The sequence below is a fragment of the Neobacillus sp. DHD-1R genome, from assembly GCF_057747995.1.
The window spans coordinates 3,874,565-3,901,433 of sequence record NZ_CM173232.1 but is presented as its reverse complement, the minus strand read 5'-3'; the positions used below and the strand labels follow the sequence as shown (position 1 = coordinate 3,901,433).

The following is a 26,869-nucleotide window of genomic DNA, read 5'->3' as shown; positions in this document are numbered from 1 at the left end:
TGATATAATGTAGTGGTTGCATTGTGTAAAAAACTATCTTTTACATTTAAAAAATGGAAAATGGGCTTGTTGGACAAGACATATTTCCGACTCTAATTCGTTACGAATGATATGAGAATAGATTTGTTGGAGGGAAAAGGTATGACAGCGAAATGGGAAAAATTAGAAGGAAACCGCGGTGTCCTTACAGTAGAAGTAAATGCTGATGAAGTAAGCAAAGGCTTAGATGCAGCATTCCAAAAAGTTGTGAAACAAGTAAACGTTCCAGGATTCCGTAAAGGTAAAATGCCTCGTGGAATGTTTGAAAAACGTTTTGGTGTTGAATCTCTTTATCAAGATGCATTAGATATTCTTCTTCCAGAAGCTTACGGAAATGCAATCGATGAAACAGGTATCGAGCCAATCGACCGTCCTGATATCGACATCGAGCAAATGGAAAAAGGTAAAGATCTTATCTTTAAAGCGACTGTACAAGTAAAGCCTGAAGTAAAATTAGGCGATTACAAAGGTATTGAAGTTGAAGAATTAGAAACAACAGTTACAGACGAAGATGTTGCAAATGAATTAAAAACAATGCAAGAGCGTCAAGCTGAGCTAGTTGTAAAAGAAGAAGGCACTGTAGAAAACGGTGATACAGTTGTTCTTGACTTTGAAGGATTCGTTGATGGCGAAGCGTTCGAAGGTGGAAAAGCAGAAAACCATTCACTTGAAATTGGTTCAGGATCTTTCATTCCTGGCTTTGAAGAGCAATTAGTAGGCGTAGCTGCTGGTGAATCTAAAGACGTGGAAGTAACTTTCCCTGAAGAATACCATGCTGCTGAACTTGCTGGAAAGCCTGCTGTGTTCAAAGTAACTGTACATGAAATTAAAGGCAAAGAACTTCCTGCATTAGATGATGAGTTTGCAAAAGATGTTGACGATGAAGTAGAAACATTAAATGCACTTAAAGAAAAAATTAAAACTCGTTTAGTAGATAGCAAAAAACATGAGGCAGAACAACACCTACGTGACACCGTAGTTGAAAAAGCTGCTGAAAACGCAGAAGTTGAAATTCCAGAAGTAATGGTTACGAATGAAGTAAACCGTATGCTTCAAGAATTTGAACAACGTTTACAAATGCAAGGTATGAATCTTGAGCTTTACTTCCAGTTCTCTGGTCAAGATGAAAATGCGTTACGTGAACAAATGAAGGAAGAAGCACAAAATCGCGTAAAAGTGAACTTAACTTTAGAAGCGATCGCAAATGCTGAAAACCTTGAAGTAACGGAAGAAGATGTGAACGCTGAGCTTGAAAAAATGGCTGGCATGTACAATATGCCTGTTGATACGATCATCCAAGCACTTGGCGGAGTTGATGGCATTAAAGGTGACCTTAAACTTCAAAAAGCAGTAAACTTTCTTGTTGAGAATAAAAAATAATTTTTAACTAACAGCAAGAGGATGTCTCAAAACAAAGGATCAGACCCCATAACCTCAACATATCGCTGAACTATTTCTAATAGGCAACAATATGTTGAGTGTTTTTCCAGAGGTCAGACCCTTTTGGGACATCCTTTTATTTTATACATTTTTTCAATTACATATTATAATAAGGACAGGGAAACCTTTTTAATATCCAGCCAGAGCTTTTGGCGGGATGTTTCCTTTTTTATAGACAATGGGCAGGAAAATGAACAAATGAAAGCGAATAAATAAATTCCAAACAGTTTTAAGATTTAATTTTAAAAATAATGGTTATGATTAATGGGTACATATGTTTTTCGAAGGACTTACACAAACAAATTAGAGTAAAAGAAAACATAATAATGTAAAGCGTTTTATTTCCAGTCCATTGGCTATATGTGTTACAATGCAAAATACATACCATTGAAAAATTGAAAAACTCGGACTTTGTTTGTGTAATCCACAAGCTTCAAATAGGGTTATAACACGTTTTAAGGGGTGAAAGGTTTGTTTAAATTTAATGATGAAAAAGGGCAATTAAAGTGTTCTTTCTGTGGTAAAACACAGGATCAAGTTCGTAAATTAGTAGCCGGGCCGGGAGTATATATATGTGATGAATGCATCGAGCTTTGCACAGAAATTGTCGAGGAAGAACTTGGAACAGAAGAAGAAGTAGAATTTAAAGATGTTCCAAAACCGAAGGAAATCTGTGAAATCCTTAATGAGTACGTCATCGGACAGGATCAAGCGAAAAAGTCGCTGTCTGTTGCGGTATACAACCATTACAAACGGATCAATTCTAATAGCAAAATTGATGACGTTGAGCTTTCAAAAAGTAATATTGCTATGATTGGGCCAACTGGTAGCGGTAAAACATTATTGGCGCAAACATTAGCACGGATTTTGAATGTGCCATTTGCGATTGCTGATGCTACTTCCCTTACAGAGGCTGGATATGTGGGCGAAGACGTAGAAAACATTTTATTAAAATTAATTCAAGCTGCTGATTATGATGTGGAAAAAGCAGAAAAAGGTATCATTTATATTGATGAAATTGATAAAATTGCTCGTAAGTCTGAGAATCCTTCGATCACAAGGGATGTATCAGGTGAAGGCGTTCAGCAGGCATTATTGAAAATTCTTGAAGGTACCGTGGCAAGTGTTCCGCCTCAAGGTGGAAGAAAGCACCCACATCAAGAATTCATTCAAATTGACACCACGAACATCTTGTTTATCTGTGGTGGCGCTTTTGACGGAATTGAACCAATTATCAAACGCCGCTTAGGTCAAAAAGTAATTGGCTTTGGTTCTGATGTCAAGCAAGTAGATATTGGTCAAAAAGAACTTCTTTCTAAAGTATTACCTGAGGATTTACTTCGTTTTGGCTTGATTCCAGAATTCATCGGTCGTCTGCCGGTAATTGCCAGCCTTGAACAATTAGATGAAGAAGCATTAATTGAGATCTTAACAAAGCCAAAAAATGCCCTTGTTAAGCAATATCAAAAGATGCTTGAAATCGACGAAGTTGAGCTGGAATTTGAAGAAGGTGCACTAACGGAAATTGCTAAAAAAGCAATTGAGCGTAAAACAGGTGCACGTGGTCTTCGTTCCATTATTGAAGGAATTATGTTAGACGTGATGTTTGACCTTCCTTCACGTGATGACATTACCAAGTGTATTATTACAAAAGAAACGGTCACGGAAAATAGCGTTCCAAAATTAGTGTTAGAAGATGGAACGGTTATTGCTGAAGAAAAATCTGCATAATTATGGAAGACCCAGCCTCATGGCTGGGTCTTCTTTTATCGTTATTTTCCATTAATTGTTTTATCAGCCCTATCGTATCCGTAGTTTTTACATTTTGTGGTTTATTCCGCCTGCCTAGAGGAAATACTTATTACTATATATTAGTATTTAGTTGCAGGAGGGAAAAGTATGAGTTGGACGGGGATTGCCTTATTTATACAGCTGTTTTTTGGAATTATAATCGGGCTGTATTTTTGGAATTTGCTGAGAACCCAGCGCACACAGAAAGTGTCCATTGATCGGGAATCCCGGAAAGAAATGGAACAGCTTCGCAAAATGAGATCGATATCCTTAACGGAGCCATTATCTGAAAAAGTTCGTCCTACAAGCTTTAATGACATTGTAGGACAAGAGGATGGAATAAAGTCATTAAAAGCAGCCTTATGTGGACCAAATCCTCAGCATGTCATCATCTATGGACCGCCCGGAGTGGGAAAAACAGCTGCAGCCCGACTGGTTTTAGAGGAAGCAAAAAAGAACGCTAAATCGCCATTTAAACCAGCTTCCGTGTTTATAGAATTAGATGCTACCACCGCACGTTTTGACGAAAGAGGGATTGCCGATCCGCTTATTGGTTCTGTACATGACCCGATTTATCAAGGGGCCGGAGCAATGGGACAGGCAGGGATTCCACAGCCAAAACAAGGAGCAGTGACAAATGCCCATGGCGGCGTCTTGTTTATTGATGAGATTGGTGAATTACATCCAATTCAAATGAACAAGTTGTTAAAAGTATTAGAGGATCGTAAAGTGTTCCTCGAAAGTGCCTATTATCATGAGGAAAACAATCAAATTCCAACCCATATTCATGACATTTTTAAAAATGGTCTGCCTGCAGACTTTCGCTTAATAGGTGCCACGACAAGAACGCCAAATGAAATTCCTCCGGCCATCCGTTCACGCTGTTTGGAGGTTTTCTTCCGAGATTTAAATCAGGAAGAGATTGTGACGGTTGCCAAAAAAGCAGCTGATAAAGTTAATATGAAGATCAGTGAAAATGGTGTCGATACCTTATCTACATATGCAAGAAATGGCCGGGAAACGGTTAATATGATCCAAATTGCGGCGGGACTGGCCATTACTGAAGACCGCAATTATATCAGGGACGAAGATATCGAGTGGGTGATCCACTCCAGCCAGATGACACCAAGAATGGAACGAAAGATTAACGATATTTCACACATTGGCCTTGTGAATGGCTTAGCAGTTTATGGACCGAATTCCGGTGCCTTGCTTGAAATAGAAGTAACGGTTATCCCTGCGAAGGAAAAGGGATCGATCAACATTACGGGCATCGTGGAAGAAGAAAGTATCGGTGGTCAAGGCAAATCGATTCGTCGTAAAAGTATGGCACGGGGGTCGATTGAAAATGTGATTACCGTGTTACGGTCGATGGGTGTACCTGCTAATGACTACGATATTCATGTTAATTTTCCAGGCGGTGTACCAATTGATGGACCATCAGCAGGGATTGCGATGGCAACGGGAATATACTCTGCCATTTATAAAATTCCCATTGATAATACTGTAGCAATGACCGGGGAAATTAGTATTCATGGCAATGTGAAACCAATTGGCGGCGTCTATCCAAAGGTGAAGGCTGCACGTAAGGCCGGGGCCAAAACGGTTATTATTCCAGAAGAAAATATGCAAACCATTTTAAAGGAAATCGACGGAATTACGATTGTCCCGGTTACCCATCTACATGAAGTATTTGAGGTAGCATTAGTCAATTCTTATCCAAACAGTGAAGCCATTCCGGCATCGATCGAAATATCAAAAACAGAGTTGATTTGATTGGGTGTCTCGACTACCCCAATTTTTACGAAAATAACTTCGGTTTGTTTGAAAAAGCAGGCCGAAGTTTTTTTAATGGAAAGAAAACAGTTTATTTGGGGAAAATAATTATATTGAAAAAGCAAACAGCCGCACACTTTAAAAATAGACACATAAAACCAAATAAGATAGAATTGTACAACAAAGACTTTTTCTGCTTATCAGTGGAAAAAATAGGATTTTGCATGTGGAGGTGCAGTAATTTGACGAAACAGAATGAAATGACCGTCCCCCTCCTGCCGCTTCGAGGATTGCTTGTCTATCCGACAATGGTACTTCATTTAGATGTAGGCCGGGAGAGATCCGTGCAGGCACTCGAAAAAGCAATGGTAGATGACCATCAAATTTTCTTAACTACTCAAAAGGATGTCTCCATTGATGAGCCGTCCGAAGAGGACTTATACAAAATAGGAACGTTAACAAAGGTTAAGCAAATGTTAAAGCTGCCAAATGGAACGATTCGCGTATTGGTAGAAGGATTGAATCGAGCGGAAGTGGTTTCTTTTTATGATGAAGATGACTATTATTCCGTGAGTATTGTGACCTACGAAGATTCTGCTACAAAAGATGTAGAAGATCAGGCCTTGATGAGAACCATGCTTGATTATTTCGAGCAATACATAAAATTATCAAAAAAGATCTCTGCAGAAACATATGCCACGGTCGCAGATATTGAGGAACCTGGCAGGATGGCGGATATCATCACGTCGCATTTACCAATCAAGCTCAAGGAAAAACAAGAAATCCTGGAAATGATTGATATCAAGCAACGGGTTAACCGTGTTATTGATACGATCCATAATGAAAAAGAAGTCCTTAATCTTGAAAAGAAGATTGGTCAGCGAGTTAAACGTTCGATGGAAAGGACACAAAAAGAATATTACCTTCGTGAACAAATGAAGGCGATCCAAAAGGAATTAGGCGATAAAGAAGGTAAGACCGGTGAAATCGCGGAACTAACGAAAAAAATCGAGCAAGCAGGTATGCCTGAATATGTACAAAAGGCTGCGATGAAAGAACTCGACCGTTATGAAAAGGTGCCGGCAAGCTCTGCTGAAAGTGCAGTGATTCGCAACTATATTGACTGGTTGATCTCCATTCCATGGTCGAAAAAGACGGAGGATGATATTGATATCCTTCGGGCTGAAAAGATCTTAAATCAAGACCATTATGGACTTGAAAAAGTAAAGGAACGGGTACTCGAGTATTTAGCCGTGCAAAAGCTGACCAATTCCTTGAAAGGTCCGATTCTTTGTCTTGCAGGACCTCCTGGTGTGGGGAAAACAAGCCTTGCCCGATCGATTGCCACTTCGCTCAATCGTAATTTTGTCCGTGTTTCGCTTGGCGGCGTACGGGATGAATCAGAAATTCGCGGCCATCGCAGAACCTATGTGGGAGCGATGCCAGGCCGTATTATTCAAGGCATGAAAAAAGCAGGTACGATTAATCCGGTATTTTTGCTGGATGAAATTGATAAAATGTCGAGCGATTTCCGCGGCGACCCATCTAGTGCCATGCTTGAAGTATTAGACCCAGAGCAGAATCATAATTTTAGCGATCATTATATAGAAGAAACCTATGATTTATCGAAGGTTATGTTCATTGCGACAGCGAACAATTTGTCGACTGTACCTGGACCGCTTTTAGACAGAATGGAAATTATCACTATCGAGGGGTATACCGAGATTGAAAAGGTTCACATCTGTCGCGACCATTTGCTGCCAAAGCAAATTAAAGAAAATGGCCTATCAAAAGGAATCCTTCAAGTTCGCGATGATGCGATTCTGAAAATAGTTCGCTACTACACACGGGAAGCCGGTGTCCGTAGTCTTGAACGTCAAATGGCGAAGATTTGCCGGAAAACAGCCAAAATCATTGTGGCCGGCGAGAAAAAACGCGTTATTATTACCGAAAAGAATGTGGAAGAATTTTTAGGTAAACCAAGAGTCCACTACGGAATGGCTGAAACAGAAGATCAAGTCGGTGTTGCGACTGGCTTAGCCTATACAACGGTTGGCGGTGACACCTTGCAAATTGAAGTTTCACTAGCTCCTGGTAAAGGGAAGCTCGTGTTAACAGGGAAGCTTGGTGACGTCATGAAAGAATCTGCTCAGGCGGCTTTCAGTTATATCCGTTCAAAAGCGGGCGTGCTTGGCATCGCTGAAGATTTCCATGAAAAATATGATGTTCATATCCATGTACCAGAAGGAGCGGTTCCAAAAGACGGACCATCTGCTGGGATTACCATGGCTACGGCGCTTGTATCAGCCTTAACCGGCAGAGCCATTCGCCGCGAAGTCGGTATGACAGGGGAAATAACACTAAGAGGCAGAGTTCTCCCAATTGGCGGCTTGAAAGAAAAGTCACTGAGTGCTCATCGCGCTGGTCTAACGACGATTATTATTCCAAAGGATAATGTGAAGGACCTTGATGATATTCCTGACAGTGTTCGGAATGAATTAGAATTTATACCTGTGTCACATGTGGATGAAGTTCTAAAGCATGCCCTTATAGAGGGTGGTCAACGATGAAGGTAGTTAGTTCAGAGATTGTCATCAGTGCCGTAAAGCCAGACCAATATCCAGAAACAGATTTACCGGAATTCGCTCTTGCCGGCCGCTCAAATGTTGGAAAGTCATCTTTTATCAATAAGATGCTTAATCGAAAGGGTCTTGCCAGAATATCATCTAAGCCAGGTAAAACACAAACACTTAATTTTTATCTGATTAACGAAATCCTTCATTTTGTTGATGTCCCTGGATATGGCTACGCGAAGGTTTCAAAAACAGAGCGGGCTGCATGGGGAAAGATGATTGAAACCTATTTTACCTCACGCGAGCAATTACGTGCGGCTGTATTAATAGTAGATTTACGCCATCTCCCAACAAATGACGATATCATGATGTATGACTTTTTAAAACATTACGAAATTCCCGTCGTCATCATTGCTACTAAAGCAGATAAGATTCCAAAAGGGAAATGGCAAAAACATTTAAAAGTAACTCGGGAGACATTAGACATAGATTCGAATGACCATATTGTCCTGTTCTCATCTGAAACAGGCCTTGGTAAGGATGAAGCATGGTCAATTCTTCAGAGTTTTATGTAAACATGTAAACATAAAAACCGCCTGGCGCGAAGAATGCGCCAGGCGGTTTTCTGGTTATTTTCTTTTTTTTAGTAAAAAATAAATTCCAATAACTATAAGGAGGGCGGGCCAAAATTTCCAAATAAAGTTCATGCCGTTTTGAAGGAGGCCAAAATAGCCGGCGATTTTATCATAAAAGAGCAAGAGTACCGCTATAATGAGAAAAAGGAATGCCTGGAAAAGACCATTGTTTGTTTTTTGAAAACGCAGGAAAAATCCAACGGAAATAATGAGTATTAACATGCCAATCGTATTCGTCGGCCAGAAGGAAACATTGCCGGCCAGATGAAAATGAAGTCCAAATCCGATCATGATCACTCCAGGAAGAATGGCATCGTATTCCCTTGCAGAATAGCCTTGACCTAAAAAGGCCATCCCGACAATGATGAGCAAGGTCGGCCATGTATAAAAATGTTGAAAAAGAGTAATTCCTGTCTGTTGTAGTAGAAAGTAAGCCCCAAATCCGATCAGGATAATTCCTGGGAAAATTCGTTGATTTTTCATTGAATACACCACTTCCAGTAAGGTTCACTTGAATCTAGTCCCATTTTTTGATACTGTACATAAGAAAGTATTTTTAGACTAGATGAATAAAATGATTTCTAACATTTCCCGCCTGTCATACTGACGGAAGGAAAGTTTTACTATATCTTATCACATAGTTTCGTTTTCTGTTCACATTTTTCGAGCAAAAGTCGAAAATGCTCGTGATATAATTTACCTAGTTAATACTGTTATTTTATTGGGGGTGTCATTAACTAAAATGCATATCTTAGTCGTCGGTCTTAACTATAAAACTGCCCCAGTAGAAATCCGTGAGCGGTTGACATTTAATGAAACCGATCTTGTGGATGCGATCAAAAAATTAAACGCCAAAAAAAGCATCCTCGAAAATATCATTTTATCTACATGTAATCGTACAGAAATTTATGCGGTCGTAGATCAACTACATACAGGCCGTTACTATATAAAGGAATTTCTGTCTGAATGGTTCGAAATAGAACAAGCGGAATTTTCTCCATTTCTATTCGTAAATGAAGACGATGGTGCAGTAGATCATTTATTTAATGTAACCTGTGGCCTGAATTCCATGGTTTTAGGGGAAACTCAAATCCTTGGACAGGTAAGAACAAGCTTTATGGCTGCACAACAAGAGGAAACAACAGGTTCGGTGTTTAACCATTTGTTTAAACAAGCGATTACGATCGCCAAGCGGGCTCATTCTGAAACCGATATTGGTGCCAATGCCGTCTCAGTAAGCTATGCGGCCGTCGAGCTTGCAAAGAAAATCTTTGGTTCACTTGAGAATAAACATGTTTTAATCTTTGGGGCTGGAAAAATGGGTGAGTTAGCTGCCCAAAACCTGCATGGCAACGGCGTGAAGCAGGTTACGGTCATCAATCGGACGTTTGAAAAAGCAGAGGTCCTTGCCAGCAAATTTAATGGGTCGGCAAGAGCGGTAACTGAATTGGAAAAATCACTTGTTGAAGCAGATATTCTAATTAGTTCAACTGGTGCGAAGGACTTTGTCATTTCAAAGGAAATGATGGCAAAGGTAGAGAAAAAACGCAGAGGCAAACCATTGTTTATGGTTGATATTGCTGTGCCGCGTGACCTAGATCCAAAAATTGCCGAGCTTGAAAATGTCTTTTTATATGACATTGATGACTTAGAAGGAATCGTTCAAGCGAATCTTCAAGAACGTCAAAAAGCTGCTGCAAAAATAAGACTTATGATTGAAAAAGAAATTGTCGACTTCAAACAATGGCTTGGCATGCTTGGCGTCATTCCTGTTATTTCGGCACTTCGGGAAAAAGCTCTTTCGATTCAGGCAGACACCATGGTCAGCCTCGAAAGAAAACTGCCCAATTTATCTGATCATGACCTAAAGGTATTAAATAAACATACTAAGAGTATTGTCAACCAGATGTTAAAAGACCCTATTTTACAAGTGAAAGAGTTGGCGGCAAGACCGGATGCAGCTCAAGCAATGGAATTATTCATGAAGATCTTTAATATCGATGAGCTTGTTCAGCAACAACATTCCAATGAAGCAGAAACTAATAAAATTCAGGTTGGAGAAGTTCAGGCTTCTTTTCAGTCATAAGGGGTCGTTGCTATGGTTAACGCTCTTTTGACAAGGCTTCATGAATTTACCGTTATTTTATATGCCTTCAGTGTGTTGTTATATTTTTTCGACTTCATTCACCATAACCGGAAGGCAAACCGTATTGCCTTCTGGTTACTTGCATTTGTATGGATTTTACAAACGGTCTTCCTCTTTTTCTATATGATAAAAACAGGCAGGTTTCCTGTACTCACCATTTTTGAGGGACTCTATTTTTATGCATGGGTATTAGTAACATTGTCCATTGTGATCAATCATTTATTAAAAGTAGACTTTATTGTCTTTTTCACTAATATCCTTGGCTTTACTGTTATGGCCATTCATACCTTTGCTCCGATGCAATATCATTCGCATATCATGGCAAAACAGCTTGTGTCAGAATTGCTTTTGATCCATATTACGATGGCGATTTTATCCTATGGAGCCTTTTCATTATCTTTTGTTTTTTCGACATTATATCTGCTCCAATATGATTTATTAAAAGGGAAAAAATGGGGAAAACGTCTAATTCGGCTAGCCGATTTAGATAAATTGGAAAAATCCTCTTACATATGTGCTGTTATTGGGGTTCCAATGCTCCTCCTTAGTCTTATCTTAGGCTTGCAGTGGGCTTTTTTAAAGGTTCCGGGCATGCCGTGGTACGATATGAAAATTATCGGCTCGTTTTTGTTACTTACGGCCTATAGTATCTATTTATACTTGCGGATTAGGAAAAATTTATCTGGCAGAAAATTAGCCATGTGGAATACAGCATCATTTTTAATCGTTTTAATTAACTTTTTCTTGTTCGGTCGTTTATCATCATTTCATTTATGGTATGCATAACCTAGGAGGCAATCATGAGAAAAATTATTGTTGGTTCAAGACGAAGCAAATTAGCATTAACCCAAACCAATTGGGTGATGGAACAGCTTAAGAAGCTTGACCCGAATTTCGAATTTGAAGTAAAAGAAATCGTCACAAAGGGCGATAAAATATTGGACGTGACCCTCTCTAAGGTAGGCGGTAAGGGTTTGTTCGTGAAGGAAATCGAGCAAGCCATGCTTGATAAAGAGATTGACATGGCCGTTCATAGTATGAAAGATATGCCAGCAGTGCTTCCAGAAGGGCTTACAATCGGCTGCATCCCTTACCGTGAAGATCACCGTGACGCCTTAATTTCAAAAGGTCATATTAAATTAAATGATTTAAAGCCAGGTGCAATCATTGGAACAAGCAGCCTCCGCCGCAGTTCACAACTATTAATCCAGCGTCCAGATTTAGAGATTAAATGGATTCGTGGCAACGTCGATACAAGATTAGCTAAATTAGAAACGGAAGAATACGATGCGATCATTTTAGCAGCGGCTGGTCTGGCCCGCCTTGGCTGGTCAAAAGAGGTTGTAACAGAATTTATCGATGCCGATATTTGTATCCCGGCTGTGGGGCAAGGGGCCTTATCGATTGAATGCCGCGAGGACGATAAAGAACTACTTGAACTATTTGAAAAGTTCACTTGTAAGAAAACAGAACGTGCGGTTCGCGCCGAACGTTCCTTCCTTCAAAAAATGGAGGGCGGATGCCAGGTACCGATTGCCGGCTTTGCACGTGTAGAGGAAAACGATGAAGTAGTGTTAAATGTACTTGTCGCATCTCCTGAAGGTCACGAAGTTTTCAAAGAGGAACTCCGCGGCCAAAATCCGGAAGAGCTAGGGATTCAGGCTGCTGATTTATTAATTAAAAAAGGAGCCAAGGACCTGATTGAAAAGGTTAAATGGGAGCTTGAAGGGCAATGATTAAATCAGCCCCTTTGCTTGATAAAAAAGTTCTTGTTCCAAGAGGAAAAGATCAAGCGAAATCCTTTTCAAAGCTTGTTGCGAGGTACGGAGGGATTCCAATTGAAATCCCTCTTCTTGCTTTTCGGCCGATTGAAAAAAATCAACGCCTTCTTGATTGTGTGAAGGCACTTGATACATATGAGTGGATTATTTTTACGAGCAACGTAACCGTTGAAACCTTTTTTTCTTTTTATAAAAGGGAACAGGTGGATAGGGAGTTCCCTAAAATTGCGGTTATTGGGAAAAAGACGGCAGAAGTATTAACGGGAATGGGGTTGGATCCCGCGTTCGTCCCTTCCGCCTATGTTGCGGAGACGTTTACGGAAGAATTTTTGCCGTATATTCATAAGGGTTCAAAGGTGTTGATTCCAAAAGGCAATCTTGCCCGCGAATACATCGCGAATGCCTTATCTAAGGCTGAGGCAGAGGTCGATGAGGTCGTAATCTATGAAACGTATCTGCCAGAAGACAGCCGCTTGAAGCTAGCAAGGCTGTTGGCTGATCACGAGCTTGATATTCTCATGTTTACTAGTCCTTCAACCGTGGACCACCTGATGGAGGTCGTGAAGGAATATGGTTTGGACGAGCCGTTAAAAGGGTGTATCATTGCCTGTATTGGGCCTTCATCTGAAAAAAAACTTCGCTCCTATGGCATATCGGTTCATGCGTCACCCAAGGAGTACACCGTAAAAGAAATGATTAAGAGTACGATTGCTTATTTAGATAGGGAGGAATAGGAAATGGAATTACAATTTAAACGTCATCGCCGCTTACGTTCAAGTGCAAGCATGCGTGCACTAGTTCGTGAAAATCACTTGAAAGCAGAAGACTTTATTTATCCGTTGTTTATTTATGAAGGTGAAAATATCCGTCAAGAAGTATCATCCATGCCGGGAGTATTCCAAGTATCGATGGACAACCTTCATGCAGAAATGGAAGACATCGTCGCCCACGGAATTAAGTCTGTTTTATTATTTGGTATTCCAAAAACAAAGGATGCCTGCGGTACCCAAGCTTTTCATGACCATGGAATTGTTCAAGTGGCTACACGGTACATTAAAGAACACTTTTCAGGAATCATCATCGTTGCAGATACCTGTCTTTGCGAATATACTGACCACGGCCATTGTGGAATGGTGGAAGGCGACAAAATCCTAAATGATGAATCACTCGATTTGCTCGTAAAAACAGCGGTTGCCCAGGCTAAAGCGGGGGCAGATATTATTGCTCCGTCTAATATGATGGATGGCTTTGTTGCTGCGATTCGAGCTGGGCTTGATGAAGCTGGTTTTACAGAAATTCCAATTATGTCATATGCAGTAAAATACGCTTCGGCCTTCTACGGTCCGTTCCGTGAGGCAGCAGAGGGTGCACCGCAGTTTGGTGATCGCAAAACCTACCAAATGGATCCGGCAAACCGGATGGAAGCCTTTAGAGAAGCAGAATCCGATGTTGCTGAAGGTGCTGACTTCTTGATTGTTAAACCTGGTATGCCATACCTGGACATTCTTCGCGATATGAAAAATAACTTTAATTTACCATTGGTTATTTATAACGTTAGTGGTGAGTATGCGATGATTAAAGCAGCTTCCCAAAACGGCTGGATCGATGAGAAAAAGACTGTCCTTGAAATGTTAGTAGGCATGAAACGTGCCGGTGCGGATTTAATTATTACGTACCATGCAAAAGATGCATGCCGCTGGTTAAAAGAAGACCAATAACATCATACGAAAAGAGGGAATAGAATGCGTTCGTATACAAAATCGATTGAAGCATATAAGGAAGCCCAGCCCATCATGCCCGGCGGTGTTAACAGCCCGGTGCGTGCCTTTAAATCTGTAAATATGAGCCCAATTTTCATGGAAAGAGGAAAAGGGTCCAAAATATACGATATTGATGGAAATGAATATATCGACTATGTCCTTTCATGGGGACCGCTTATTTTAGGCCACACTAATGATCGTGTTGTCGAGGCGTTGAAAAAAACAGCTGAATTAGGGACAAGCTTTGGTGCCCCAACCTTATTAGAAAACAAATTAGCACAGCTTGTGATTGAACGCGTGCCATCGATTGAAGTAGTCCGGATGGTTAACTCGGGTACAGAAGCAACGATGAGTGCCCTTCGTTTAGCAAGAGGCTACACAGGTCGTAATAAGATTCTAAAATTCGAAGGCTGTTACCATGGCCATGGTGATTCGTTATTAATTAAAGCGGGTTCAGGCGTGGCTACACTTGGCTTGCCTGACAGCCCAGGTGTACCAGAAGGGATTGCAAAAAACACGATCACCGTTCCTTATAATGATCTAGAGAGTGTCAAATATGCCTTTGAACAATTTGGCGAAGATATTGCTTGTATCATCGTTGAACCTGTTGCCGGCAACATGGGACTTGTCCCGCCGCTTCCAGGCTTCTTAGAAGGTCTTCGTGAGATCACGACAGCAAATGGCTCATTGCTCATTTTTGATGAGGTTATGACTGGCTTCCGGGTTGGCTACAATTGTGCACAAGGCTATTTCAATATCACCCCTGATATTACCTGCCTTGGTAAAGTAATTGGCGGCGGACTACCTGTTGGTGCATATGGCGGTAAAGCTGAAATCATGCAGCAAATCGCACCAAGCGGTCCAATCTATCAAGCAGGAACATTATCCGGCAATCCGCTGGCGATGACAGCAGGGCTTGAAACACTCAGCCAGTTAACTCCTGAGCACTACCAGGAGTTTATCCGTAAAGGGGACATGCTTCAAAAAGGCTTTGAGGCAGCGGCTGAAAAATATGATATTCCGATTAGCTTTAATCGCGCTGGTTCCATGATTGGTTTCTTCTTCACGAACGAAGCCGTTATTAACTATGAAAAAGCAAAAAGCTCTAATTTGGATTTCTTTGCGGCCTATTACCGTGAAATGGCGAACCAAGGGGTATTCTTACCACCTTCCCAATTTGAAGGCCTATTCCTGTCAACAGAGCATTCTGATGAAGATATTGAAAAGACTATTCAAGCAGCTGAGGTTGCTTTTTCGAAGCTGAAATAATATGGTTTAGAACACCCACTCATTTTGTGGGTGTTTTTTTGTAAGATTAGAATCTGCCAGTGGTGGGACTGGCTTATCGGTGTTGAGGACGGTAGTAAAACCTAGGCTTGGCGGAATAACGTGTAAAGTTGGCGGAATTGCCCTCTCATTTGGCGGAATTCCAACTCAATTTGGCGGAAATGTAGAAAGAGTTGGCGGAAATCCAGGCAAACTTGGCGGAATCCCGCACACCTCAAAAGGAGATACCTTCCATAGAAAATACGAGGATTTACATTTAAAAAGGTATCTATAAAGCTATTGGGCGGAATAACGTGTTAAGTTGGTGGAATTGCTCTCTCATTTGGCGGAATTCCAACTCAATTTGGCGGAAATGTAGAAAGAGTTGGCGGAAATCCAGGCAAACTTAGCGGAATCCCGCACACCTCAAAAAGGAGATACCCTCCATAGATAATACGAGGATTTACATTTAAAAAAGGTATCTAAAAAGCTGTTAGGCGGAATAACGTATTAAGTTGGCGGAATTGCTCTCTTATTTGGCGGAATTCCAACTCAATTTGGCGGAAATGTAGAAAGAGTTGGCGGAAATCCAGGCAAAACTGGCGGAATCCCGCACGCCTCAAAAGGAGATACCCTCCATAGAAAATACGAGAATTTACATTTAAAAAAGGTATCTAAAAAGCTGTTAGGCGGAATAACGTGTAAAGTTGGCGGAATTGCTCTCTTATTTGGCGGAATTCCAACTCAATTTGGCGGAAATGTAGAAAGAGTTAGCGGAAATCCAGGCAAACTTGGCGGAATCTCGCACACCTCAAAAAGGAGATACCCTCCATAGATAATACGAGGATTTACATTTAAAAAAGGTATCTAAAAAGCTGTTAGGCGGAATAACGTGTTAAGTTGGCGGAATTGCTCTCTTATTTGGCGGAATTCCAACTCAATTTGGCGGAAATCCAGGCAGACCTGGCGGAATCCCCCCTTAGGAACTCATCATAATTTACTCCACCCCTACATAACTCAAATTCTTTCCCAGCATAATCTGTCTTTTTGGTCATAATTAAAAAGGCTTCTTCATAAAGTGTAAGTGACATAGTGATTTTGCGTGGAGGATACGAAAGGAGGAGTCGCTTTGTCCCAGGAGAATCAATCGTGCCTGCGATTTTCTTTGGAGGAGTCGTTGTGGTTTAGAAAAGGACAGGAAGTCGAGGAACTTATTTCGATTTCTCTAGACCCAGACATCACCATCCAGGAAAACGATCAGTACGTAACCATCCGTGGTTCGTTGGAACTCACCGGCGAATATAAAAATTACGAAGACAGCAATGAAAGTGAAGATGAAGGTTTTTCCTCTCAGAAATTTGTGGAGAGGGTCGCAGTTCGTGAGGAGGAAGGAAGCTGTGAATTTTCACATCGCTTCCCAGTCGATATAACAATTCCGAATAATCGGATTCAAAGTATTTATGATATCGACGTCCTCGTAGAATCATTTGATTATTCCTTACCAGAGCGCAGTTGCTTGAAGCTATCAGCCGAGTTAACCATCAGCGGTTTATATGGAAGCGAACAGGTCCAGCAGCATCAACAGCAAGAAGAAGCACTTGAGGAAAAAGAGTTCGAGGTGCTTCACCGTTCCGAATCTGAATACGAAGATACTGTAGAAGAAATTGAAGTAGAGGTCGAACAGCCTGCGGTTCAAAGCACGTTTGAAGACAACTTCTTATTCGAAGCAGAGGCAAGAAAACAGCTTGAAGAAGAGCCTGTTGAAGTTTTACCTAAGTTTCCAACCTTTAACTACCAGCCACAGGTAGAGTTGGAAGAGGAAGATTATGAGCCAGCATGGAATTTACAGGAGGCAAGAAGCGAACCTAGCGAGCCGGAAGAAGTGGAAGAGGAAGTTGTGGTTGTAGAAGTAGAGGTACCGCACCATCATCACCATGAAGAAGTTTTAATTGTTGAAGAAAGCTCATCGTCCTCATCTGACGAAGCACCAAAGGCAGTAAAAAAGAAAAAAGCAGTAAAAAAGAAGAGCATGACCCTGACAGAGTTTTTTGCACGAAAGGATGAAAGATCGGAACAAACCAAATTAAAGGTTTGCATCGTCCAAAAAGGGGATACCGTAAACACCCTGGCAGACCGCTATGACGTTACAGTTCCCAATCTCCTCCGTGTCAACAATCTTGAACTGAATCAAGATGTTTACGAGGGGCAAGTCCTCTACATTCCCGGGGCTTTAGCCAAAAAATAAATAGGTGAATGAAAAGATGAGCGGGTCTTTTTGACCTGCTCAGCTTCTTTTCACTGATCAAAGTGAGATGAATCTGATGAGTGATAGGAACCAACTTGAATGGGTGAATCCCATTCTACGGAATTACCAGGTTGAGCCTTATTTTGTGGAGGATTTTGGAGGGGTCCAAAAGATATATTCCAACAAAGGCACCTTTGCCTTAAAAAAGATCCCCCCCACCCTTGGAACGGATTTTATTCGTCATGTACACTTGCTTTACCAGAAAGGCTTTAATCGAATCGTACCGATCTATCCAACGATGGACGGACGATATGCTGTGCTGCATGAAAATAATTTATATTATTTAATGCCGTGGATGCCAAACGATCAAAAGGAAAATCGTGACCAAAAGGATCAGCAGTTATTTCGAGAATTAGCAAGACTTCATACTCTCTCCGCCAAGGAAATCACCATCAGTAAAGAAGAACGAACGGAGCATTATGAAAAGACCATTCAACAGCTCGACAAACAACAGGAATTCATTGAAGGCTTTATTGATGAGTGTGAAAAGAAAACTTACATGTCACCGTTCGAATTATTATATTGCCTTTACTACAATGAAATCAGTCAGGCCCTGCGCTTTTCAAAAACAAAATTTGAAGAATGGTACGAGAATACGAAAGAAAACGATAAAGCCCGGATGGTGATCACCCACGGGAAATTATCACCAGAGCATTTCCTTTACGATGATCGCGGCTACGGCTTTTTTATCAATTTTGAAAATGCCCGCTACGGCTCACCGATTCATGATCTGCTGCCCTATTTATCGCGTGCTTTGGATACCAATCCAAAGCGTAATGATACCACCCTTGATTGGGTGTACCATTACTTTAAATATTTTCCGTTTAAAGAGGATGAAAAACTATTATTCTACAGCTATTTAGCCCTGCCGATTCCGATTACGCAAGTGGCTGAAAGCTATTACCGCAAGAAGCGGCCTAAGAATGAATTGAAATTTGTAAGGCAGCTGCAGCACCGCTATTGGCATTTGAAAAATTCCGAATATGTGGTGATGCGAATGACAGAAATTGAGAACCAACAGAAGCAAGCAAAAGAAGGAGCCCAGCCGCAGTAAAATCCTGCATAATGGGCTCCTTAAATAATTTCAAGATAGATAGAAACGGCGATGACCAGAAAAATCGTTAACAATAACACATCTAGAATCGTTGGCAAAAATAACGTTCGAATAAATTGAAAAATAGTAAACGGAATAATCAATTGTGCCGCTATTCTGCGACCTGACATAAACCAGGGACGGTATTTATATTTATGGAATTTATTGCGCTTCACGTGAGAACCTCCCCATTTGGCTGTTGCTTTTCTTTATATATATTCAACCCACCCAGTTTGTTCCTCAAAAAAATAATTTCTTCTCACTAAAAAGTAATCACCTTATAAATTTTCTGATTGAAAAGTCCTATAAGTCATGGAATAATGAAAAGGAATTGAATTTCCAGGTACTTTTGGCTTATTTTTCATGATCCATAAAAAGGAGCTTATTTTTGAATGTATTGGTTTATCATTCTTTTTCCGCTGCTTATTTACCCTTGGGGGTTTGACCCGTACTATACTACGATAAAGACCGATTACTTATACCTATTTGTCCTTGGTACATGGCTCTATCTTATTTTTAAAAGAAAGTATCGGACTCTATTGCCAGCAAAGCGGGATGCTTCCGTCGAATTGATTTTGCTCATTTTATTAAGTTTAATCGAGATTTCCACTGCATTGTCCGATTATACGTATACGGCCGTTCATGGTACCTTGGATCGCAAGGAAGGACTTATTACATACTTTTCCTATTTTAGTCTTTTTCTTTTTTCCTATCGGCTGATCGAACTGAACAAATTAAATAAAGTCATGTCTGGCATTTCGATCGTCTCGATCATTGTCTCAATTTACGGAATTTTGCAGCATTATGGATTAGACTTTCTGCCTAGGAATAGTGCTATGCGAAATTATACGGGGACATATACTTTTTTTGATAATCCTAATTTCTTTGGGTCCTATCTTGTGTTAGTTTTGATAGTAACATTGACCCTATATTTAACAACAACTAATCAAAAAGCTACCTCGATATACTATATTACAGCTTGTTTAGCCTTTATTGCGCTTCTTTTTTCCAGTACAAGAAGTGGGTATGTGGGTGTATTTTGCGGCACTGTATTTTTAACTATGTTTGTTGTACTTAAAAGGAAATATCTGTGGAAAAGGTGGATTACCTTATTATTTAGTTTGGCTCTATTACTTTTAGCCATTAATACCACTGAAAATGGCTTTTATTTTCAGCGGATTCATTCCGTTGTGAATGATTCGGTGAGTATTGCCTCCAATCAAAGTACTGGTCATGAAGGCTCTTCCCGATTTTTCATCTGGAAAAAATCCTTACCGCTTGTAAAGGAGTATTTTTGGGTGGGGTCAGGGCCAGACACCTTTGAATTTATCTTTCCAGCTACTCCAGAGGAACTACAAGAATTTTTGGGGAGCCCGAATACTAAAGTCGATAAAGCCCATAACGAATATTTACAAATTGCAATTACATTAGGGACACCCGCATTATTGACATACCTACTCTTGGTCATTGTGGTTCTACGCAGAGCCTTCCAAGCAGTTAAAAAGGCACAAGGGCAGGAGACCATTATCCAATATGGGTTAATTGCAACCATTATCGGTTATTTAGTACAAGCCTTTTTTAATATTAGTACGGTTCCGGTTGCGCCGATATTTTGGTCTGTTCTTGGAATTTCTTTGGCTAAGTCTAGTTTGTACATAAAGAAACAAGCTGTGCAGGAATGGTCTGTTACCTCTAAAAGTGCATGAACATGATGTAATAAAGGGCTTGCATTTTCTTCTATTGTTACATACAGTATAAAATATAAAAAAATTGGTTATCATGATTGACGTCTAACCCTTTTTTTCGGTAGTATAACAATATAATTTAAAAAATAAAGCAAAGACAGGGAAGAGTACGATGCACTCCTGCTTATAGAGAGGGAAATCATTAGCTGGAAGATTTCCTAAGCGGAACGTCTGAAGGTCGCCCAGGAGCTTCTTTTGCGAACGGAGTACATCCTAGTAGTGGAAGACGGAGGAAATCCGTTATCTGATTTAAGAGCCAATCATGTAATCTTTGATTGGAAAAAAGGTGGTACCGCGAAGCAAACTCCATTCGTCCTTTTACGACGAATGGGGTTTTTTTGTTAATATAAGAATTTAAGTTTTGGCTTCGAGAATTGTCCAGCTCCAGCGCCCTAGCGGCTAGTGTCCTTCACTCTCCGCCCTACGATAAGTCAACATCGAATCGCCTCCGGCTCTTCGTGTTTCCTTTATCTCAGTTGGAGCGCTCCAGGCCATACGCCGCTGACCAGGGCGCTTGCGCTTTTCTTAGTAAAAAGGAGGAATTTTAGATGGAAACAAAAGAATTAACAATGCCGACGAAATACGATCCGCAAACGATCGAAAAGGGGCGTTACGACTGGTGGTTACAAGGTAAGTTTTTTGAAGCAAAGGACGATGAAGGGAAAAAGCCATATACGATTGTCATCCCGCCGCCAAATGTTACCGGAAAACTTCATTTAGGTCATGCTTGGGATACAACCTTACAAGATATTCTGACACGGATGAAACGGATGCAGGGCTATGATGTTCTCTGGCTGCCAGGCATGGACCACGCCGGTATTGCCACCCAAGCGAAAGTAGAGGAAAAGCTTCGTAACGAAGGCAAAAACCGCTACGATTTAGGCCGGGATAAGTTCGTTGAGGAAACATGGAAGTGGAAGGAAGAGTATGCTTCCCATATCCGCCAGCAATGGTCCAAACTAGGACTTGGCCTAGATTACAGCCGCGAGCGTTTCACCCTAGATGAGGGCCTATCTGATGCAGTTAAAGAAGTATTTGTCACCCTTTATAAAAAAGGCTTGATTTACCGTGGTGAGTACATTATTAACTGGGATCCATCAACCAAAACAGCCCTTTCTGACATCGAAGTTATCTACAAGGATATCCAAGGTGCATTTTATCATATGAAATATCCACTTGCAGATGGCTCTGGCACGATTGAGATTGCCACAACCCGTCCGGAAACCATGCTCGGCGATACAGCCATTGCGGTTCACCCGGAAGATGACCGGTTCAAGCATCTGATTGGGAAAAACGTTATCCTTCCAATTGTAGGCCGAGAAATTCCGATTGTTGCCGATGATTATGTTGATATGGAGTTTGGTTCTGGGGCAGTAAAAATCACACCTGCACATGACCCTAACGACTTTGAGGTAGGGAACCGCCACAATCTTGAGCGCATCCTTGTTATGAACGAAGACGGTTCCATGAATGAAAAAGCAGGTATATATCAAGGCTTAGATCGTTTCGAATGCCGAAAGCAAATTGTCAAAGATCTTCAGGAACTAGGTGTACTTTTCAAAATTGAAGAGCATATGCATTCTGTTGGTCATTCTGAGCGCAGCGGCGCGGTTGTCGAACCATACCTGTCCACCCAATGGTTTGTTAAGATGCAGCCACTCGCAGACGAAGCGATTGCATTGCAAACTAAAGAAGAAAAAGTTAACTTTGTCCCAGACCGTTTCGAAAAAACTTACTTGCGCTGGATGGAAAATATCCGTGATTGGTGTATTTCTAGACAGCTTTGGTGGGGCCACCGTATTCCAGCGTGGTATCACAAGGAAACAGGCGAAGTCTATGTAGGGCTTGAAGCACCTGCTGACGCGGAAAACTGGAACCAAGATAATGATGTATTAGATACTTGGTTTAGTTCAGCATTATGGCCTTTTTCAACCATGGGCTGGCCAAATAAAGAAGCGGCCGATTATAAACGTTATTTCCCAACAGATGCCCTTGTCACTGGTTACGACATCATCTTTTTCTGGGTTTCAAGAATGATTTTCCAAAGCATTGAGTTTACGGGCGAGCGTCCATTTAAAGATGTACTGATTCATGGTCTCGTACGTGACGAGCAGGGACGAAAAATGAGTAAATCCCTTGGCAATGGTGTAGACCCAATGGATGTTATCGAAAAATATGGTGCCGATGCATTGCGTTACTTCTTATCAACCGGAAGCTCACCAGGTCAGGACCTTCGCTTTAGTTACGAAAAGGTTGAATCCACTTGGAACTTTGCTAATAAGATTTGGAATGCTTCCCGCTTTGCATTAATGAATATGGATGGCTTAACCTACGAGGAAATTGATTTTAGCGGGGAAAAATCGGTTGCCGATAAGTGGATTTTAACTCAATTAAATGAAACCATTGAACACGTAACAAGACTTTCTGAACGCTATGAATTCGGTGAAGTGGGCCGTGCCTTATACAACTTTATCTGGGATGACTTCTGTGATTGGTACATTGAAATGGCGAAGCTGCCATTATATGGGGAAGATGAAGCAGCGAAGAAAACGACTCGTTCTATCCTTGCCCATGTATTAGATCAAACGATGCGCTTACTGCATCCATTCATGCCATTTATCACCGAGGAAATTTGGCAAAACCTTCCGCATGCAGGAGAGTCGATTACAACAGCAGCATGGCCAGTTGTAAAACCGGAGCTTTCCGATGAACAAGCTGCACAGGATATGAAGCTTCTGATGGAAATGATTCGGTCCGTACGGAATATTCGTTCCGAAGTAAACACACCAATGAGCAAAAAAATTAAAATGCTTGTCAAAGCGAAGGATGAAACCATTCTAAGAACAGTCGAAAGCAATCGTCATTACATTGAACGCTTCTGTAATCCAGAGGAACTGCAAATGGGGATTGATATCGAATTACCTGAAAAGGCGATGACTGCCGTTATTACTGGTTTAGAAATCATTCTTCCTCTTGAAGGGCTGATTAACATTGATGAAGAAATTGCCCGTCTTGAAAAGGAATTTGAACGATTAAATAAAGAAGTCGAACGGGTTCAGAAGAAATTAAGCAATGAAGGGTTCATGAAAAAAGCTCCAGAGAGCGTCGTTGCTGAAGAACGTGCCAAGGAAAGTGACTATCTCGAAAAGAGAAGCATTGTCGAAGCACGGATTAAAGAATTAAGAGGGTAAATTATTAGGTTTGGGAAGCTGTCCCAAAAAGGGTCAGACCCCACTTAGGTTGTGGGGTCTGACCCTTTGTTAAGATATTAATAAAAGGGGTGTTACATAAATGTTTACAACCTACAAAGAAGCCCTAGATTGGATTCATGCGCGACTCAGACTGGGGATTAAACCGGGGCTGGCACGAATGGAGTGGATGATGGACAAGCTCGACCATCCAGAGAACAAAATCAAAACAGTCCATATCGGTGGTACCAATGGGAAGGGATCAACCGTAACCTTTTTACGATCGATTCTCCAAGCTGGGGGATATACGGTTGGAACGTTTACCTCGCCATATATTGAGCAATTTAACGAGCGAATTAGTGTCAATGGAAAACCGATTTTAGATGATGAATTATTGAGGATTGCCAATGTGATTCGCCCGCTGGCAGATGAATTAGAGGAAACCGAACTTGGCGGCCCAACGGAGTTTGAAGTCATTACCGCTATGGCGTTTTATTACTTTGCCCATGCCAGCAATGTTGACATTGTTATTTTCGAAGTGGGCCTAGGCGGACGCTTTGATTCCACCAATATTATTCATCCCTTGCTCTCTATCATTACAAATATTGGGTTAGACCATACCGCAATTCTAGGTAATACCTATGAGGAAATCGCTTTTGAAAAAGCCGGTATCATTAAAGAGAATACACCCATTTTCACTGCAGTAAAAATTCCGGGTGCACTAGAAGTCATCGAGAAACAAGCGGCTAAAATGGCAGCCCCCATTTATCGATTAAATAAAGAATTTAGGATTAGTGCTCATGATTCCCTTGTAAGAGGGGAAGTGTTTACATTAAAAACACCATTGCAAACACTTGACCAGTTAGAACTTGGCATGATCGGCCAGCATCAAACTGAAAATGCGTCACTTGCTGTCATGGCAGCCCTATTCTTAACTCAGCAGGGTACCTATGCTATTTCAGAGCATAGCATCCGAGCAGGACTAAAAAAGGCGTATTGGCCAGGCCGATTTGAGGTTATTAGCGAAAATCCACTCGTGATCATGGATGGGGCACATAATGAAGAAGGTATAACGGCCTTAACCAATGAGCTTGCCACTCGGTTTTCTGACCGAACGATTCATATTGTCTTTGCGGCATTAAGAGATAAAAAACTCGATGAAATGATTGCTAAGCTTGATCAAATCGCTGATCAAATTACATTTGTCAGCTTTGATTTTCCTCGTGCAGCTAAGGCGGAAGACTTGCTCAACATTAGCCAATCATCAAACAAACTAGCCGTCGATGAGTGGCAATCCTATCTGGTAGAAGAGATTTCTCATTTAGCAGGGAACACCATCCTCGTCATTACTGGTTCGCTCTATTTTATTTCAGAGGCGAAACCAATTGTCTCGCAGATAATCAGAGAAAGAGAATCGCAGCCTCTATAGGTAAAGACCTTAAATGACCCCTCAACTGGTTTATTTTTCTACCACTTGACGGGTCAATGATTTATATTTAAATATTTGAAAATTATAACCATTCTTGTATGACAAGTTATATTAAAAATGGTAAAATTATGTTATCTTGAATTAAAGACGATTGATGGAGGGGGGATAAACATGGATGTAAAACCGCAAATGAAACAAGCTATTTTTCTTGTCTGGATCTTAATGGTTCCTGCCGGATTGTGGTTCACCTATACAACTTATCCTCCTCCTAAAATCACTGGAAATTGGCTCGATATTTTGGCATTTTTACTATTAACGTCTATCGTGGCGGCCATGCCGATGGTTATTAATAATATGTTTATTTTTTTAATCCAATGGGTGGCACTAGCAACCTTTTTAAGGTTTGGCTTATTTGTCGAAATCCTTTTTGCACAAATTGCCGTCATTGTTTTACTCCTCAAGCTAAGGGTCCTAAGGAAGGGTGAATTTTTCCGGCTTCCCCTTAATTTAAATATGTTTTTCTTAGTCTCTTTTTTAAGCGGGCTGCTCTACTACAATCTAGGCGGGGGGACAGGCGAGAACTTACTCCATGACCATCGTTCCATATGGCTTGCTGTTTTATATGCAGTCACGGTTTACCTATTAAATCAAATTATTGTTTCCTGCAATTTATATTTTGTTTATAAAATAAAAACTTCCTATTTTGGTAAGGACTTCATCGTCGAGACGATCACTACATTCATCACACTCCCAATTGGTTTTGTTTTATACCTTCTTTATGATTCAGTTGGCATGGCAGCGATTTTGTTTGTGGGGATCCCGTTTGTCAGTCTATCGATTATCTTTAAACTCTATTATTCTAGCGAAAAAATTAATGAGCATTTGCAAAAAGCAGCAGAAATCGGCCATCAACTAGCTGAACGCTTGTATGTCAATGATGTACTTGATTTGTTTATTCAAAAGCTTGGTGAAATGCTCCCTGTAGATTATGCCTATATCCTCGAAGCAAACGGTGACGAACTTACCTTAATTCGCCGGATGGAAGCAGGGAAAGTCATGCCGAATGAAGTCCTTTCCAGGAAAAAAAATGAAGGGATTAGCGGCATGGTATGGGCGAAACAAAAGGCCTTTTTATTCGCCACTAGAAAAGAATGGCAACAGTTCGATACTGGTACGATCCCGAATGACGTAGAGAGTATGTTAGGTGTGCCGATCGTAAGAAGTAATAAATTAATGGGGGTTTTATTGCTTGCGTCAAAGCAAAAACGCGCTTATGAAAAATCGCAGCAAATGATCATTGATATTCTTTGTTCTCATTTTGCTGTCGCGATTGAAAACGCCAACAATTATGAAAAAACTAAAAGACAAAGTGAACGCTGTGCCTTAACGAATTTATATAACTATCGTTACTTTGAAACGATTCTAACGGATGAGTTTGAAAAATTGATGCGTTTTGAGCGCCACAAGCTTTCCTTAATCATCCTGGATATAGACCACTTTAAACAAGTAAATGACACGTATGGCCATCAAAGTGGAAACGAGATTCTTCGAGAGCTTGCCAGCCGATTAACGAATCTAGTCGGAGAAAGAGGAACCGTGGCCCGGTATGGGGGCGAAGAATTTGTCGTTCTGTTACCAGATACAGATAAAAAAGATGGCTATCAAATGGCAGAGCTCATCCGTCAAGCGATTGCCAACTGGCCGTTCATGATAAGTGAGTCAATAGATCAAAGGCAGCAACAGGTAAAAATCACAGCTTCCATTGGTGTGTCGACTGCACCAAAGGATGCCGAGGATGCATTGGCGTTGATTAGACATGCGGACCGGGCGTTGTATGTTGGGGCGAAAAGGGCAGGTAGGAATCGGGTGGCGGAGTATTCGTCGTGTTAAAAAGAGGTGTGA

20 protein-coding genes and 1 other annotated feature are annotated in these 26,869 nt (G+C 41.0%); of the genes, 18 read left to right on the top strand and 2 right to left on the bottom strand.

The window, feature by feature from the left end:
* Window positions 1–141: 141 nt before the first annotated feature.
* The 5 genes from tig to yihA all read left to right on the top strand — a co-directional run bounded on the left by tig (window position 142) and on the right by yihA (window position 8,194).
* Window positions 142–1,419, top strand: coding sequence for a trigger factor (tig, locus tag AC3ANL_RS19245; RefSeq protein WP_488325998.1), 1,278 nt, complete (start codon window positions 142–144; stop codon window positions 1,417–1,419).
* Window positions 1,420–1,950: 531 nt separating this feature from the next.
* On the top strand, window positions 1,951–3,210 hold the full coding sequence (gene clpX / locus AC3ANL_RS19240) for an ATP-dependent protease ATP-binding subunit ClpX (protein ID WP_488325997.1): 1,260 nt from the start codon (window positions 1,951–1,953) through the stop codon (window positions 3,208–3,210).
* Window positions 3,211–3,378: 168 nt separating this feature from the next.
* Window positions 3,379–5,046, top strand: coding sequence for an ATP-dependent protease LonB (lonB, locus tag AC3ANL_RS19235; protein ID WP_488325996.1), 1,668 nt, complete (start codon window positions 3,379–3,381; stop codon window positions 5,044–5,046).
* A 260-nt stretch (window positions 5,047–5,306) separates the two neighbouring features.
* Window positions 5,307–7,616, top strand: a complete 2,310-nt coding sequence (lon, locus tag AC3ANL_RS19230; RefSeq protein WP_488329778.1) for an endopeptidase La — start codon at window positions 5,307–5,309, stop codon at window positions 7,614–7,616.
* Window positions 7,613–8,194 (top strand): ribosome biogenesis GTP-binding protein YihA/YsxC, encoded by a 582-nt coding sequence (gene yihA / locus AC3ANL_RS19225; RefSeq protein WP_488325995.1) that lies wholly within the window; start codon window positions 7,613–7,615, stop codon window positions 8,192–8,194. The genes lon and yihA overlap by 4 nt, the downstream gene beginning before the upstream one ends.
* A gap of 54 nt (window positions 8,195–8,248) precedes the next feature.
* Here the strand turns inward: yihA and AC3ANL_RS19220 are convergent, their stop codons facing one another.
* A complete protein-coding gene (locus tag AC3ANL_RS19220) occupies window positions 8,249–8,737 on the bottom strand; it encodes a LiaF transmembrane domain-containing protein (protein ID WP_488325994.1) in 489 nt (162 codons plus the stop codon).
* Window positions 8,738–8,996: 259 nt separating this feature from the next.
* Between AC3ANL_RS19220 and hemA the strand changes: the two genes are divergently transcribed.
* The 9 genes from hemA to ysxE all read left to right on the top strand — a co-directional run bounded on the left by hemA (window position 8,997) and on the right by ysxE (window position 18,566).
* Window positions 8,997–10,340, top strand: a complete 1,344-nt coding sequence (gene hemA / locus AC3ANL_RS19215) for a glutamyl-tRNA reductase (protein WP_488325993.1) — start codon at window positions 8,997–8,999, stop codon at window positions 10,338–10,340.
* A 12-nt stretch (window positions 10,341–10,352) separates the two neighbouring features.
* Complete coding sequence (gene ccsA, locus AC3ANL_RS19210) at window positions 10,353–11,186, top strand: cytochrome c biogenesis protein CcsA (RefSeq protein WP_488325992.1); 834 nt, start codon at window positions 10,353–10,355, stop codon at window positions 11,184–11,186.
* Window positions 11,187–11,200: 14 nt separating this feature from the next.
* Window positions 11,201–12,136, top strand: a complete 936-nt coding sequence (gene hemC / locus AC3ANL_RS19205; protein WP_488325991.1) for a hydroxymethylbilane synthase — start codon at window positions 11,201–11,203, stop codon at window positions 12,134–12,136.
* Complete coding sequence (locus AC3ANL_RS19200; RefSeq protein ID WP_488325990.1) at window positions 12,133–12,915, top strand: uroporphyrinogen-III synthase; 783 nt, start codon at window positions 12,133–12,135, stop codon at window positions 12,913–12,915. Before hemC ends, AC3ANL_RS19200 begins: the two co-directional genes overlap by 4 nt.
* Before the next feature lie 3 nt (window positions 12,916–12,918).
* A complete protein-coding gene (gene hemB / locus AC3ANL_RS19195; protein ID WP_488325989.1) occupies window positions 12,919–13,899 on the top strand; it encodes a porphobilinogen synthase in 981 nt (326 codons plus the stop codon).
* Between the two features lie 24 nt (window positions 13,900–13,923).
* Entirely contained in the window at window positions 13,924–15,210 is a 1,287-nt protein-coding gene (gene hemL / locus AC3ANL_RS19190; protein WP_488325988.1) for a glutamate-1-semialdehyde 2,1-aminomutase, read from the top strand.
* A gap of 79 nt (window positions 15,211–15,289) precedes the next feature.
* Window positions 15,290–15,502, top strand: coding sequence for a hypothetical protein (locus AC3ANL_RS19185; protein ID WP_488325987.1), 213 nt, complete (start codon window positions 15,290–15,292; stop codon window positions 15,500–15,502).
* An 882-nt stretch (window positions 15,503–16,384) separates the two neighbouring features.
* On the top strand, window positions 16,385–17,452 hold the full coding sequence (spoVID, locus tag AC3ANL_RS19180; RefSeq protein WP_488325986.1) for a stage VI sporulation protein D: 1,068 nt from the start codon (window positions 16,385–16,387) through the stop codon (window positions 17,450–17,452).
* Window positions 17,453–17,528: 76 nt separating this feature from the next.
* Entirely contained in the window at window positions 17,529–18,566 is a 1,038-nt protein-coding gene (ysxE, locus tag AC3ANL_RS19175; RefSeq protein ID WP_488325985.1) for a spore coat protein YsxE, read from the top strand.
* Window positions 18,567–18,586: 20 nt separating this feature from the next.
* On the opposite strand, the gene AC3ANL_RS19170 is transcribed toward ysxE, so the two are convergent.
* A complete protein-coding gene (locus AC3ANL_RS19170) occupies window positions 18,587–18,781 on the bottom strand; it encodes a hypothetical protein (RefSeq protein ID WP_488325984.1) in 195 nt (64 codons plus the stop codon).
* A gap of 216 nt (window positions 18,782–18,997) precedes the next feature.
* Between AC3ANL_RS19170 and AC3ANL_RS19165 the strand changes: the two genes are divergently transcribed.
* The 4 genes from AC3ANL_RS19165 to AC3ANL_RS19150 all read left to right on the top strand — a co-directional run bounded on the left by AC3ANL_RS19165 (window position 18,998) and on the right by AC3ANL_RS19150 (window position 26,857).
* Complete coding sequence (locus tag AC3ANL_RS19165; RefSeq protein WP_488325983.1) at window positions 18,998–20,311, top strand: O-antigen ligase family protein; 1,314 nt, start codon at window positions 18,998–19,000, stop codon at window positions 20,309–20,311.
* 124 nt (window positions 20,312–20,435) lie between these two features.
* Window positions 20,436–20,671: a binding site (T-box leader), on the top strand.
* Between the two features lie 227 nt (window positions 20,672–20,898).
* A complete protein-coding gene (locus AC3ANL_RS19160; protein WP_488325982.1) occupies window positions 20,899–23,541 on the top strand; it encodes a valine--tRNA ligase in 2,643 nt (880 codons plus the stop codon).
* Between the two features lie 100 nt (window positions 23,542–23,641).
* Entirely contained in the window at window positions 23,642–24,967 is a 1,326-nt protein-coding gene (locus tag AC3ANL_RS19155) for a bifunctional folylpolyglutamate synthase/dihydrofolate synthase (RefSeq protein WP_488325981.1), read from the top strand.
* Window positions 24,968–25,138: 171 nt separating this feature from the next.
* The gene (locus tag AC3ANL_RS19150; protein WP_488325980.1) at window positions 25,139–26,857 is read left to right on the top strand and encodes a sensor domain-containing diguanylate cyclase; all 1,719 of its coding nucleotides are present in this window, start codon (window positions 25,139–25,141) and stop codon (window positions 26,855–26,857) included.
* Window positions 26,858–26,869 lie beyond the last annotated feature (12 nt).

Bases quoted from the DNA above. Each gene is read 5' to 3' on its own strand.
- AC3ANL_RS19200 (WP_488325990.1), top strand. From the start codon at position 12,133: ATGATTAAATCAGCCCCTTTGCTTGATAAAAAAGTTCTTGTTCCAAGA.
- AC3ANL_RS19165 (WP_488325983.1), top strand. From the start codon at position 18,998: ATGTATTGGTTTATCATTCTTTTTCCGCTGCTTATTTACCCTTGGGGG.
- hemA (WP_488325993.1), top strand. From the start codon at position 8,997: ATGCATATCTTAGTCGTCGGTCTTAACTATAAAACTGCCCCAGTAGAA.
- ccsA (WP_488325992.1), top strand. From the start codon at position 10,353: ATGGTTAACGCTCTTTTGACAAGGCTTCATGAATTTACCGTTATTTTA.
- AC3ANL_RS19155 (WP_488325981.1), top strand. From the start codon at position 23,642: ATGTTTACAACCTACAAAGAAGCCCTAGATTGGATTCATGCGCGACTC.
- hemC (WP_488325991.1), top strand. From the start codon at position 11,201: ATGAGAAAAATTATTGTTGGTTCAAGACGAAGCAAATTAGCATTAACC.
- yihA (WP_488325995.1), top strand. From the start codon at position 7,613: ATGAAGGTAGTTAGTTCAGAGATTGTCATCAGTGCCGTAAAGCCAGAC.
- ysxE (WP_488325985.1), top strand. From the start codon at position 17,529: ATGAGTGATAGGAACCAACTTGAATGGGTGAATCCCATTCTACGGAAT.
- AC3ANL_RS19220 (WP_488325994.1), bottom strand. From the start codon at position 8,737: ATGAAAAATCAACGAATTTTCCCAGGAATTATCCTGATCGGATTTGGG.
- tig (WP_488325998.1), top strand. From the start codon at position 142: ATGACAGCGAAATGGGAAAAATTAGAAGGAAACCGCGGTGTCCTTACA.
- AC3ANL_RS19150 (WP_488325980.1), top strand. From the start codon at position 25,139: ATGGATGTAAAACCGCAAATGAAACAAGCTATTTTTCTTGTCTGGATC.
- lon (WP_488329778.1), top strand. From the start codon at position 5,307: ATGACCGTCCCCCTCCTGCCGCTTCGAGGATTGCTTGTCTATCCGACA.
- hemL (WP_488325988.1), top strand. From the start codon at position 13,924: ATGCGTTCGTATACAAAATCGATTGAAGCATATAAGGAAGCCCAGCCC.
- hemB (WP_488325989.1), top strand. From the start codon at position 12,919: ATGGAATTACAATTTAAACGTCATCGCCGCTTACGTTCAAGTGCAAGC.
- lonB (WP_488325996.1), top strand. From the start codon at position 3,379: ATGAGTTGGACGGGGATTGCCTTATTTATACAGCTGTTTTTTGGAATT.
- AC3ANL_RS19160 (WP_488325982.1), top strand. From the start codon at position 20,899: ATGGAAACAAAAGAATTAACAATGCCGACGAAATACGATCCGCAAACG.